Origin of the sequence: Methanoregula sp., assembly GCF_003170075.1 — an archaeon.
GTDB lineage: Archaea > Halobacteriota > Methanomicrobia > Methanomicrobiales > Methanospirillaceae > Methanoregula.
Genome location: NZ_PMZU01000009.1, coordinates 17,763 through 30,086, shown reverse-complemented (window position 1 = coordinate 30,086; position 12,324 = coordinate 17,763). Strand labels below are relative to the sequence as shown.

At 56.9% G+C, this 12,324-nt stretch carries 10 protein-coding genes; 3 read left to right on the top strand and 7 right to left on the bottom strand.

Going from position 1 to position 12,324, the window contains the following annotated elements:
* Window positions 1-29: 29 nt before the first annotated feature.
* Both QZN75_RS00725 and QZN75_RS00720 read right to left on the bottom strand, forming a co-directional pair.
* Entirely contained in the window at window positions 30-2,495 is a 2,466-nt protein-coding gene (locus tag QZN75_RS00725; protein WP_292423454.1) for a DNA-directed DNA polymerase, read from the bottom strand.
* Between the two features lie 3 nt (window positions 2,496-2,498).
* Window positions 2,499-3,377, bottom strand: a complete 879-nt coding sequence (locus QZN75_RS00720) for a lactate dehydrogenase (RefSeq protein ID WP_366652779.1) — start codon at window positions 3,375-3,377, stop codon at window positions 2,499-2,501.
* A 104-nt stretch (window positions 3,378-3,481) separates the two neighbouring features.
* Here QZN75_RS00720 and QZN75_RS00715 point away from each other — a divergent pair, with 104 nt between their 5' ends.
* Together QZN75_RS00715 and QZN75_RS00710 are read left to right on the top strand one after the other, a co-directional pair.
* Window positions 3,482-4,369: a dihydroorotate dehydrogenase gene (locus tag QZN75_RS00715; RefSeq protein WP_292423449.1), complete on the top strand. Its 888-nt coding sequence runs from the start codon at window positions 3,482-3,484 to the stop codon at window positions 4,367-4,369.
* A complete protein-coding gene (locus tag QZN75_RS00710) occupies window positions 4,362-5,126 on the top strand; it encodes a dihydroorotate dehydrogenase electron transfer subunit (protein WP_292423447.1) in 765 nt (254 codons plus the stop codon). The genes QZN75_RS00715 and QZN75_RS00710 overlap by 8 nt, the downstream gene beginning before the upstream one ends.
* Window positions 5,127-5,227: 101 nt before the next feature.
* Here the strand turns inward: QZN75_RS00710 and QZN75_RS00705 are convergent, their stop codons facing one another.
* The 5 genes from QZN75_RS00705 to QZN75_RS00685 form a co-directional block, all read right to left on the bottom strand.
* A complete protein-coding gene (locus tag QZN75_RS00705; protein ID WP_292423445.1) occupies window positions 5,228-6,703 on the bottom strand; it encodes a PAS domain S-box protein in 1,476 nt (491 codons plus the stop codon).
* Window positions 6,704-6,705: 2 nt separating this feature from the next.
* Window positions 6,706-7,557, bottom strand: coding sequence for a PAS domain-containing protein (locus QZN75_RS00700; protein WP_292423442.1), 852 nt, complete (start codon window positions 7,555-7,557; stop codon window positions 6,706-6,708).
* Window positions 7,558-7,711: 154 nt separating this feature from the next.
* Window positions 7,712-8,329, bottom strand: coding sequence for a molybdenum cofactor guanylyltransferase (locus QZN75_RS00695; protein ID WP_292423440.1), 618 nt, complete (start codon window positions 8,327-8,329; stop codon window positions 7,712-7,714).
* 85 nt (window positions 8,330-8,414) lie between these two features.
* Window positions 8,415-8,864: an MGMT family protein gene (locus tag QZN75_RS00690; protein ID WP_292423436.1), complete on the bottom strand. Its 450-nt coding sequence runs from the start codon at window positions 8,862-8,864 to the stop codon at window positions 8,415-8,417.
* Window positions 8,855-10,861, bottom strand: a complete 2,007-nt coding sequence (locus QZN75_RS00685; protein ID WP_292423434.1) for an ATP-dependent DNA helicase — start codon at window positions 10,859-10,861, stop codon at window positions 8,855-8,857. The genes QZN75_RS00690 and QZN75_RS00685 overlap by 10 nt, the downstream gene beginning before the upstream one ends.
* A gap of 111 nt (window positions 10,862-10,972) precedes the next feature.
* Between QZN75_RS00685 and purB the strand changes: the two genes are divergently transcribed.
* Entirely contained in the window at window positions 10,973-12,313 is a 1,341-nt protein-coding gene (gene purB / locus QZN75_RS00680) for an adenylosuccinate lyase (RefSeq protein WP_292423431.1), read from the top strand.
* Window positions 12,314-12,324 lie beyond the last annotated feature (11 nt).

Below are 12,324 nucleotides of genomic sequence, written 5' to 3'. Positions count from 1 at the left end.
TACGGAACCGGTCGTACGCGATTACGGCCTTACCCGAAACCCCACTGGGCAAGCGTCGTGTGCGAGGGATCGACATCCTTCCATGTCCAGCCGAGTGCCTCAATGATCCGGGAGATCGGCTGCTCGATGGTCTTTTCAAGCATCAGTTCCCAGTCGGGGATGAATTCCTTTGGCACCTGATCCGCATACTCGAAGCAGAGCACATCGGTCTTGGGATACTTCCCGGTCACGGCTTTTATGTAGACGCGCTTTGGCTTGCTGCCCTTGCCAAACTCCGTGTGCAGGTACTGGTTGGCGTACCGGGCACCCCTGACCTGAGCATCATCGGTCTCGTAATCGTTAAGGGATTTGCCGATCCCGCCGGGTATGCCGGCCTCGTCAAGAGTGAACTTCCCGGCCCGGTACTTTGTAATGATACCGCCAAGGTAAGTCTTGATGTCCGCATATTCCGCACCGTCGAGGATCATCTCCATCACTTTTGACTGGACGGTTTTTGTGATCTGCGGCGTGTCGCTGCGCCGGATCTCGAAACCGACAATATCGATCTGGTCCGCATCTTTTCCTTCCTTCCAGACAAGTCGTCCTGCGTACCGCTTCTTCTTTCCGGCCTGGAAGAACCGTGCATAGATCTTCTCGAACTTGATCGAGAAGTAGTGGGTGTCAGCGTTGAGCTCCCGTTTGGCAAATGCCGAGTAACTCTCGTTGAGCTTTTTTTCGAGCATCCGTGCAGTTTCAATGGTTTTTTCCCGGTCGAGCGGCGGGATCTGCACCATGCAGGAATCTGTATCGCCGTAGATCACCTTATAGCCCTGCTGTTCGATGACGCGCCGGGTGTGCTCGATGATCGCCCGGCCCACCGAGGTGACTGCAGCGCCGATCTCCCGGTCGAAGAGCCGGAACCGGGTATAACCCGAGACCCCGTAGTAGGTGTTCATGATCACCTTGAGTACATTCTGCTGCATATCGTAGAGAAGGTACTGCGGTGAGCCGTAAGGGAAGGTATTTCGGAGGTTTTTTCTCGCGTCCCGCTCCTTTAAAAGTTCCGAGAGAATACTCCGCGTCAGCCCATCAGGCTGTTTTTTGAACCGGATGCCGTTCGGGGCCAAAAGTTCGCCGTCGGGGTCTTTTGTCTCGGGCGAGGCGTTGATCGTCATCATCGCCATAGGGTAGAGCGATTTTAAGTCGAGCACCACCACGTTTTCCCGCACACCTCTGCTCGGCTCAAAGACCGTCGCGCCTTCGAACTCCTCAGCATTTGCAAAGCCTTTTGAGGGCAGGACGTATTTCCCGTGTGCCTTTCTTAAGATATAGACATCGATCACGCTTGAGGAGTTCAGGGTCTTATCCAGAGGACAGCCGACGTAGCGGGCGATCTCCCGGTAAAAACCGACGATGTTATCCTTTTTGTTGATCGCAACGCAAAGCTCGACATCTTTGTAGTTGTATTCGACAAGAAGCGCCGGTTCCTTCTTCCAGAGATCAGAGACAGTGCCGGTGTACCTCACCTTGCTCTCCCCGACCTCCTCCTGGGCAATCGCATCGAGCCGGTAGGATTCCTTCTGGGTCGAATGCATCTTCTTGTAGCCGGTGAGCAGATCAAAGAGCGCCCGACCTCGGAGCGCGTTTCTCTCGGTCATCCCGGGCAGGCGGGCAAGCATGACCGGCGAGAGACCAAGTTTCTCCATCCTCCCGGTAATATAGGGCATATCGAATTCGACAAAGTTCCAGCCCGAAAGGATATCGGGATCGCGCTCGGCAATATACGCAGCGAACGCTTTGAGCATGGAAACTTCGTTGGCATACGTGCAGATCGTATGAGTGCCTTTCCGGAAACAGCCATTCTTCAGACCGCCGGCTGTTTCCTTTTCCGAGATCTCGGCAGGCATCGCCTTACCCCCGAACAAAAAGGTAGTGTAATCATCGTCAAACGAGTCATGGCAGGTGATGCAGATGATTGCATCCCGCTGGGTATCCGGGAATCCCCGCTCGTCCTCGCACTCGATATCGATCATGCAGACCCGGGCCGGCGCGTCAACCTCGGTGGGCACGAGTGCGTGGTAATCCACGGTCGTTTCCGCGGTTGATACGGCCCCGGTGAGCCCGCAGTCGATCATAAACCTGGTCGTAAAGGGGATATCGGCCTCGAAATGCCGGTACCGCTCCCTCACCTCCCGCACATCACCCGGACGGACGGTATACAGCCGTTTGAGTTTCTCGCCCCGGATCGATCGGTATGTCGTGTCGGGCTCGACCGTTACCTGTGGAGGGTGCGTCTGGCCGATCTGCTCTTCGGGCACGTAGAAGTACGGCAGAAAGCCGGTCACATCAATCCGGTGCGCCGAACCCCCCGTGTCCCGCCCGAAGATATGGATAATTGGCCCGTCGGGACTGTTGCTGTACTCCACCTGGTTGATCGCAATGGTCAGTACACCGGACTCCTCATGGGTGCTGGGGACGGTCAGGGTTTCTGAGGATCTCATGACCTGTGCAGGCATGATCTACGGCACCACCGTGCGGCAGAGATCCCGGACAAATGTCCCGGCCTGATCCATTCCTGCCGCTTCCCATGCATCAAGATCCCATTGCACGATCCCGTGGATACCGGAACGCCCGACCCTGACCGGTACGCCAAGCGAGCACCCGGAAATACCATACTCGCCGTCAAGCACCGCGGAGCAGGGAACCGTATCCTGTGTATCGGCAAGCAGCATCCGGATGAGGGAAGCGATGTGGTATGCCGGGCCAAAGACCGTCCCGCCCTTGCCCTTGATCACTTCCATACTTGTACCCCGGAGTTCTCTCGTGATCTCATCGCGCCGCTCATTGGCAACCGTTTTTTGGAGCCGGGAAAAGACCGGTACCTGGTACTCCCCGTGCTCGCCAAGGACAACGGCCGGGCCCTCCATATTCTGCCTGCGGAGAGCAAGGGTAAATCGCGCACTGTCCAGTTGGCCGCCAAACCCGATGCACCGCTCCCGGGGAATGCCGGTGAGGTGGTGCAGGAGAAAATTGTTCACGTCCATAGGGTTTGTCACCGTGACAAGAATGCCGGAAAACCCATCGAACAGCCGGGCGCACTGCCGGATCACGGGAAGGTTTTCGGCAAGCAGGTCTGCCCGGGTCTTCACGGCAGGTGTCCGGGGCCTGCCGGCCGCAAAGACGCAGATATCAGCGTCCCGGATGGCGGAGGTATCTGTCATGATATCGATCGGGAGGCCGGTATGCCGGATATCGAGCACCTGAGCCTTGAGGAGAATGCTGGTGCGATCATACAAGACAAGCTCGTCCACGAGTCCCAGCGCGGCAGCAAGGTAGGCAACCTCCCCGCCGATTCTCCCGACACCCACCACCGCAAGCCGCGCCATTCTCTTGTCCAATATTAGGTATGAATCTCCTGAATTTAAGTGACTGCCGACTGGGTAAAAGCCAGTCCTCTAAAAAAAGATGCCCTTTATAATACATCACGTCCATCTTGTGATGGATGGTCGTACTCAGGACGGGCCCGGTGGCGGTCGGTGGCGTGGCACTCGACAACCACCTCATTCTTGCCGCCGGGGTTCTCGGGACAACGGGGGCGTCCCTTTCACGGATGCTTGCCCGTGGCGCAGGTGGCGTGGTGACCAAATCGATCGGCCCACAGCCAAAGAACGGACATGCCGGCCCCTGTGTTGCTATCCTCGACAACGGGATCTTAAATGCTATGGGGCTCCCGAACCCGTCCAGGGATTTTACCGAGGAACTACAACCGCTCGGCAATAAACCGGTGATCGTCAGCATTTTCGGGGGGAACCCGAAGGAATTTGCCGAAGTCGCCGGGTGGTTTGAGGGGAAAGCCGCAGGTTTTGAGCTCAACCTTTCCTGTCCCCATGCGGAAGGCTATGGGTCGGCGATCGGTATCGATCCCGCGCTCGTGGAGGCGTGCACCCGCGCGGTGAGTGCGCTCGGGATGCCGACATGGGTGAAACTTACCCCGAACGTGATCGATATTACCACGATCGGAAAGGCGGCGGAACGTGGCGGGGCGACTGCAATCGTCGCCATCAACACGGTAAAAGCCATGCGCATATCGACGGCACTCAGGCGCCCCGTGCTCGGCAACCGGTACGGTGGGCTCTCGGGAGACGCGATCTTCCCGGTCGCTGTCCGCTGCGTTTACGAACTCTACGAGGCCTGCACCATCCCCATCATCGGGTGCGGGGGAGTCTCGACTGCCGACAATGTGATCGAGATGATGATGGCCGGCGCCCGGGCCGTCGAAATTGGCAGTGCGGTTCAACGGGATATCGGGATCTTTGAGACCATAAAGAGCGAGCTGTACGCAAAAAAAGGCATCGCACCCGAAGAGATCGTGGGGTGCGCCCATGAGTGACCAGTTACCAGTGCAGGTTTCCATCGCAGAGATCAAAAACGAGACGCCCTCGGTAAAGACATTCTTCTTTGACCGTGAGTTCCCCTTTGAACCCGGGCAGTTTGTCATGGTCTGGGTGCCGGGCGTGGACGAAGTACCCATGGCACTTTCCTCGGCAAACGGCATCACCGTCCAGAAGGTCGGCGACGCGACCGGGGCCATGTTCAATCTTGTGGCGGGTAAATCTTTGGGCATCCGGGGGCCGTTCGGGAACGGGTTTACCAAAGGCGAGAAAATGCTGGCCATCGCCGGGGGTGTTGGGGCGGCCCCACTCCTCCCGCTCGCCTGTTCAGATTGCGTAATGACGATGCTTCTGGGCGCACGGACCGAGAAAGAACTTCTCTTTATCGACCAGCTGGACGAAAACACCGATGTCCTGATCGCAACCGACGACGGAACGCTGGGACAACACGGGTTCGTGACTGACCTTATGAACGACCTTAACCTTGCCACCTACGACCGGATCGCAGTCTGCGGGCCGGAACCGATGATGCGAGCAGTGCTTGCAAAAATTGAGGGTCTGGGATTTACGGCGAGAACAGAATTCTCCCTCCACCGGTACATGAAATGCGGGGTGGGGATCTGCGGTTCCTGCTGTATCGACCCGGACGGCCTGCGGGTCTGCCGGGACGGGCCAATCTTTTCCGGGGATCAACTCAAAAAAAGTGAGTTCGGGCACTACCTGCGGGACGCAAGCGGCAGGAAGAAGAATATCTGACCGGCACTATTCCCACGGAAAGAACAGGCCTCTTTTGGGAACTCCCGGGTCCTGTGGCGATTTTCGCATAAACAATCAGGGATAGTACCGGTGCATCAGTGTCAGGAGGCCGGTCTCTCGGTCTTGGGGGCAAACCGGTAACTTCCTTTGGGGACATGAATGTCAAACCTTGCCCCACTCCCTTGCGTGCCGGTCTCCTTGATGGAAAGTCCGGTAATACCAAGGATCTCCACGATCAAAAACAGCCCATATTCGGTATTGCGGGAATATTCACGCTGGAATATCCGCTCCTTTGCACCCTCGGGGATACCGACCCCATTGTCTTCGCATGAGAGTACGAGATCGTTTTCGGTTTCATTATAAAAGAACCGGATCACAGTTACGAGCTCCCCGTGGATAAGCGCATTTTTAATCAGGTTAGCAAATACCTTCGGAAGGCCTGCATCTGCAAAGATCTCAAGATCGTCAACACACAGGTCAAGCGCCACATCTTTGAGATCGATCCCGACAATTTCCCCTGTGATCGTCGCGCCGATGTTGTGCCAGCGGGGCCGGGTCTCCCCGATGTCCTGGAAATCACGCGTGAACTGAATCTGCTTCTGGATCATTTGGGTGACTTCCTCGATTTTTCCGAGATACTCGATGACGGCCGGGTCGGTCTCCGCTTCCCGGATGAGCGCGAGGTACATCACCACTGCGGTAATCTGATTGAGGATGTCGTGGTTGGTGAGACTGGTGAGCACATTGAGTTTCTTGTTGGCCAGATGTATCGCTGCCTCGAAACGTTTGCGTTCCTCGATCTCGGCCGTGAGTTCCTCATTTGCGTGTAGAAGTTCCCGGGTCCGTTCGTTCACCCGGCGCTCAAGGTCGTCCCGTGCCCTCTCGATCACCTGTTCTGCCATTTTGCGGGAAGTAATATCGATCGCAGAGCAGATCACGACATTCTCAAGGATTACCGATGCAGAGACCAGGAACTGGCGTATCGTTTTGTCGCGGGTGGTAAAGAGCAATTCAATGTCTCCGGTCTCCCTGCCTTCCCGAATCTGCCGGACAAACCGGTCACGGTTTTCTGCATCGGCTATGATGCACGACAGATCCGCACCGGTCAGTTCCTCACTTTCATACCTGATCATCTGCGCACATTTCCTGTTGATCTCGGTGATCTTCTTGCTGTCCAGATCGAATGTGAAGATACCGGCCTGTGAATTCTCAAAGATACCCCGGTATTTCCGCTCTTCCTCGCGCAGTCCCATGGCAAACGAGGAAGTGACAACCCCAATGGTAATGAACACCACAAACCACGCGGTCGAGATCGCCACGGCATTCGGGCCAAAACCGCTGTAAAAGTAAACGAGCAGGATGTACACCGTGCTGATCCCAAGGGAGAAGAGCACCCCCCGGTTCGGGTAGAAATAGACCACACAGATTATGGGGAGGATATAGAAGAACGGGAAAACTTCGTATATGCCGTGGGAGAGGGAGTAGATCGTCGATAATAAGGTGATGATGATCGCAATGAGAATCGTAGCCGTCCAGTATATCTGCTGCTTTTTTGCCGGAGAGATGTCAATGATCATGGTTAGTTCTCCCCCTTTGAACCCGGAATTGCCCTGACTTCTCCGGACAGGAGGGTACGTTCAAGACTGCGACGCTCTATAATCTCGGCCCGCAGTTCATCATTTACCTGTTCGAGATACACGGTGCGTTCCCGCACCTGCCGTTCAAGATCTTCGAGCGTCTGGCGGATCTCCTCATCAGCAACCTTTGCATCCGCAACGTTGGCGACCGAGCAGAGCACTGTATCCTTTGTCACGTAGAGGGGGGAAATGATGCAGCGCAGTGTGCCACCACTTTTCTGCCGGAAAAGGGATTCGAACATCACGCCAGTTTTTCTTACCTTTACCTCTTCCCTGAACCGCTGTTGGGCATCCGCATCCGTCCACACGGTACTGACCGGTCCGCCATCCAGATCTTCCCGGGAATACAAAAGCCACTGAGCACATTTCTGGTTGACCCCCAGAATACGCTGGGTGCCGGGGTCAAAACAGAAGATACCATCCCGGGTATTCTCTATGATATACCGGATCCGCGCTTTTTCTTCCAGGAGCCCGTTCGCGTAGGAAGACGTTACCACAGCAAGGGTGATAAAAATGGCAAACCATGCGGTGGAGATGGCAACAAGGATGGGATCGAACGCTCCGAGCACGTACACAAGACAGATATAGATAATACTGATGGCAAGCGCGAAGAGGACGGCACGCCTTGGATAGAAATAGATGACACAGATGATGGGGAGGATATAGAGGAACTGGAAGACTGACGAGATACCATGGGTGAGGGAGAAGATGGTGCCGAGGATCGCACTGATCGATGCTATGGCCACAATAAAGAACCGTAGCATTTCCCTCTTATCGCATGAGATCAGTCCCATGTACTTGCATGCTCCCAAGTGACAGGGACAAGACGCACCTGCCACTACACGTTCGTTACTCTACTGTGGATCTTAATACATATAATGTTAGAGGAAGGGATTCGGGAAATGAACGGGAGATTTGGCAGGAGATCACCCGGTTCCTGCGGGGCACTTACGGGATTGGTTGCCCGGGCTCTTCTGATGAAGAGCGATTGATATGCTCCAGTTCTTCGAGCTTGTTGATATTCGTGAACGTTCTGAGATCCGGATCGAACGCCCGCAGTTCATCAACCGGGATGTACCGGGTGTCCATTGACTGGATCATGGCACGCAGCGAGAGAGAGGTGTGACTTTCGAGATAAGCTAGGAGGGCTGTCCGCCGGTAAACCGCATGGAGGGGTTCAAGCATCCACTCATTCCACTGCGGGATGGCAGCTTCGTGCTGGCCAATGGCCTCGAAGAGGTATGAGACCACTGCGGCATCGATGCAGGGCATATCGCAGGCCGATACAAAGACAAGTTCCCCCTTAACAGCAAGGGAACCGGCATGAAGCCCACCGATAGGACCGAGACCCTGCCGGATGTCGTTAATGCAGGTAATGCCGCCGATCTCCCGGAAACGGGTGCACTGCACCGGGTCGCGGGCGACAATAACGATCTCATCCACAACACCCGAGAGCGATCCGACCAGCCGTTCGATGAACGTCTTTCCCTCGTAGGTAAAGAAATATTTTTCCTGGCCGTTTGCCCGTCGTGCCTCGCCCCCCGCAAGTATTATCGCAGATCGCATCAGGGTACTCCGGAACCATTAGAGTATTTTTTCGGATGGCAATTAGAGATACCGAAAGATTCCGGCAGATGATCGCACAGCCTGTTCACTGCTCCGCCCGTTTTTTGCCTTTCTGTTCCAGCGCGAGAAGCAGTTCCTTGATCTCGAGTGCCGGAGAGAAACCGCCGATACCCTTCGCTGCCACGATCCGGTGACAGGGCACGACAAGCGGTGTCGGGTTATGTGCCATCGCACGCCCCACCGCAAGCGGCGAGGTGCCCACCAGTGCTGCGATCTGCCCGTACGTTGCGGTGCTGCCATACGGCACCTCCCGGACGGCCCGGTAGATCCGGGCGGAGATAGCATCTCCTTCGCAGGCGATGGTCGCGAGCCCCGTCAGATCCACAGCTTGGCCGGCGCAGTATTTCAGGATCGGCGCCGGGACCGGGCCGGGGATACCCGTGGACGCGAAACGAACCCGATGAATCGTATGCCCGCTCCACCAGACATGGACATGCCAGAGTCCGAGCCGGCACGATCCCCCGGTCACTTCCATTTCGCGATCACCTCGCGGAACTGTGCGCTGTCGCACTCGATCATCTCTTCCTGTATCCAGACAGGTAGCGCCGATTTCACGCGTTTTTCAAGGAACCTGCGCTCGCCGAGCACCAGCACCCCGCGATCCTCCGGGGTGCGCAGCACACGCCCAATCGCCTGGAGCGCCCGGTTTATCGCCGGCAGCGTGTAGCAGAGGAACTCCCCCTCCTCGCCGTACTTGTGCCGGAAGTACTCGATGACCATCTTTCGTACCCGGTTAAAGGGGGCAAGCGGGAGACCGATCACCATCGCCCCGGAGAGCATCTCGCCCCGGTAGTCCAGTCCTTCGCTCCATTTGCCGCCGCACACCGCAAACATAATACCGGATTCGCCCTGCGAGGGAAGCGAGAGAAACTCGTTGAGCGCAGCGCCGGCCCCTGCAGTATCGCGGGGCTCGATGTAGATCTTGCGCCGGCTGATTGTCCCGGCAGCAAGCGAAGCGTAGGATTCGAGGATCTGGTAACTGGGAAAGTAGATCGCCCGGTTCTTTTTGAGCGCCGCAAATGCGGTGATATACCGCACGATCCGGTCCGTGTTCTCCTTGTTCTGCCGGAGGGAATAAGCAGTGGTGATATCGATTGCGCAACAAATGAGCCGGTTCTCCTTTGGGAACGAATTGGGCAGCGCAAGGGTGGACACCTTTGCATTGTTGAAATAGAGGCGCCGGTAACTTTCGACCGGTGAGAGCGTGCCCGAGATCATGATGCAGCAGGCATGCGCGGAGCAGATCTCGGTGAGCGGGGCGGACGGGTCGATGTTTCGCACCTCAAGGATGATCCCCTCCTCGGTCTTTTTGTAAACCGTAAGGTATGCAGGGTTATTAGAGGACTGCGAGAGCCGGTACAGAAAAACGGTCAGACGCTCGATCGCCGTCTCGCGGAACTCCCCGGCCTTCTGGTTCCTGTCCCGGATCGTCTCGGCAAGACCCATGAGTTCATCGACAATATCGTCCATGTCCTTCCAGAGCGAGCCGCGGACGACCATACGGTCAAAGATTCCGGGATCGAACCAGTCCTCGGGTTCTGTCGAGTTGGCGAGGCCCCGGATAAACTCGGTGAGCCGTGGAAGGACGTGCTGAACGGCCTCTGCTCCCTTGTGGTGGCGTTTCATGCCCGAGAGCTCGCGGATTGCCTGTTCAAGATCCTTTTCCGCGAGTCCGACACTCTCGATCGACTGGATAGTATCCCCGCAGTTGTGGGCCTCGTCAATCAGGAGCATTATATCCTGGGACTCGACATTGAGGTTCGCGTAGAGCTGCTCCCGGATCTCGCGGTCGAAAAGGTGGTAATAATTTAAGATGATCACATCAGCATTCTTTGCCGCGTGCATCATCAGCTCGTACGGGCAGATATCACCGGCAAAACCGGCCAGTTCCTGCGGCCGGACAGGATCGGTGAGCACCCGCTCTGATTTCGAGCGCACCGTCATCGAAGGTACCATTTTGAGGCCGCCGGTGTCCCCGGGCACGAACATCCGGCTCGCGATAAAATACGGGCAGATGATCGGGTGCTCGCGGTCCATCCTCCGTATCTGCTGGACAATGAACGGATCTTTTATCGGGACAAGGGCCCCTTTCTCCGCCCGTTCGCGCATGAGTGCGGACGAGAAGGTCTTGACCCCCTCGCAGCGCCGGTACACGTCCCCTTCTCCACCCAGAGGACACATGCTCTTTTTCCCGACGAGATACACGGTCTTTAACGTTGGCTGCTTCTTTTTGACAAGCGCAAGTTCCCGTATAAAGGTGGTGAGCTGGCTGACTGTGCGGACGGCGATTACAATTTTCCGGTTTTTGCGTTCGGCAAGAAGGGACGCGACCACACTCGATTTCCCGCTTCCGGTCGGCGCATCGATCATGCCAATCCCGCCCTCACGGGCAACCTCTGCGGCAAATGCGAGCATCTCGCGCTGGTGGGGGCGGTATTCCGCGTACGGGAAGAAGGGATCGAAACTGTCCATTGCTGGCATATGATTGGCGCTGGAGGGTTTTATGGGCGTCGGATAGGACACGCATGATTTTGCACGTGAACAGGCTCAATGCTAATATTCCCGCACAACCCATCTGTTCGTATGGCAGTCCACCCCATCGAGTACCGGTACGGCACACCGGAAATGCGAGCAGTCTGGAGCGAGGAGAACCGGTTCTCCTGTGTTGTTGCCGCGGAAGTCGCGCTGGCGCAGGCAGAGGCAGCACATGGCCTGATCCCCGAGGCTGCGGCCGGGGAGATCGCACAGAACGCGCAGAAGGCATCCCTTGCCCGTGCAAAGGAGATCGAAGCAGAGATCAGCCACGACATGATGGCAATCGTGAAAGCGATCTCCGAGGTCTGCGGTGAGTCCGGGCGGTGGGTGCACTACGGTGCCACCTCAAACGATATCCTCGACACGGCGACCGGCCTCCAGCTGGCGCAGGCACTGGACCTTATCGATGCAAAACTGCGTAGACTCCTTGGGGTGCTGATTCAGAGGGCCACGGAGACAACGACCCTTGTGGCCGTCGGGAGGACCCACGGGCAGCAGGGTGTGCCGACAACGTACGGCCTCAGGTTTGCCATCTGGGCAAGCGAGGTAGGAAGGCATATCGAACGGCTGGAACAGCTGCGCCCCCGGGTTACCGTCGGGCAGATGACCGGCGCGGTGGGGACGCAGGCAGCGATCGGGCCAAAGGGGATGGATGTTCAGAGGACGATGATGCAGCAGCTCCATCTCTCTTCCGTGGATGTCTCAAACCAGGTGATCGCACGGGACCGGTACGCGGAATACTTCATGTTTCTTGCCAATGTCGCAACAACGCTCGACAAGATTGGTGTCGAGATCCGTTCGCTCCAGCGCACCGAGATTGGCGAGGTGGAAGAGGCATTTGGCGCAACACAGGTGGGCTCGTCCACGATGCCCCACAAGAGGAATCCTATAAAATCCGAGCAGGTCTGCGGCCTTGCGCGGATTATCCGTTCCTCCGTCGAGCCGGCGCTCCTCAACAATACTCTCTGGGACGAACGGGACCTCACCAACTCTTCCTGTGAAAGGGTGATCTTTCCCGAAGCATCCATCCTTACCGATCACTGTCTCCGGCTCATGACGACAGTACTCGACAAGCTGGTGATCAACCGTGCAGCGATCCGGCGCAACCTCGCGTTCCTCCACGGGATCAATATGGCAGAATCCGTGATGATCGAACTCACCCGGCGCGGCATGAACCGGCAGGACGCCCACGAACGCGTGCGGATGGCAAGCATGCAGGCGCTTGCCGAAAGCCGGTCGCTTGTTGATGTGCTCGGGGCAGACCCGGAAGTGATCCGGTTCTGTTCGCGGGATGATCTCGTTACCCTCCTCGCACCTGATGCCTATATCGGCACTTCGGTCGCGCAGGTCAACCGGGTGATTGAAAAGCTCCAGCCCCTTGTACGGTGATCTCCCGTATT

Coding starts and splice junctions, on each gene's coding strand:
- QZN75_RS00685 (WP_292423434.1), bottom strand. CDS start 10,861: ATGGACAGTTTCGATCCCTTCTTCCCGTACGCGGAATACCGCCCCCAC.
- QZN75_RS00710 (WP_292423447.1), top strand. CDS start 4,362: ATGAGTGACCAGTTACCAGTGCAGGTTTCCATCGCAGAGATCAAAAAC.
- QZN75_RS00690 (WP_292423436.1), bottom strand. CDS start 8,864: ATGGAAGTGACCGGGGGATCGTGCCGGCTCGGACTCTGGCATGTCCAT.
- QZN75_RS00715 (WP_292423449.1), top strand. CDS start 3,482: ATGGTCGTACTCAGGACGGGCCCGGTGGCGGTCGGTGGCGTGGCACTC.
- purB (WP_292423431.1), top strand. CDS start 10,973: ATGGCAGTCCACCCCATCGAGTACCGGTACGGCACACCGGAAATGCGA.
- QZN75_RS00725 (WP_292423454.1), bottom strand. CDS start 2,495: ATGCCTGCACAGGTCATGAGATCCTCAGAAACCCTGACCGTCCCCAGC.
- QZN75_RS00695 (WP_292423440.1), bottom strand. CDS start 8,329: ATGCGATCTGCGATAATACTTGCGGGGGGCGAGGCACGACGGGCAAAC.
- QZN75_RS00705 (WP_292423445.1), bottom strand. CDS start 6,703: ATGATCATTGACATCTCTCCGGCAAAAAAGCAGCAGATATACTGGACG.
- QZN75_RS00700 (WP_292423442.1), bottom strand. CDS start 7,557: ATGGGACTGATCTCATGCGATAAGAGGGAAATGCTACGGTTCTTTATT.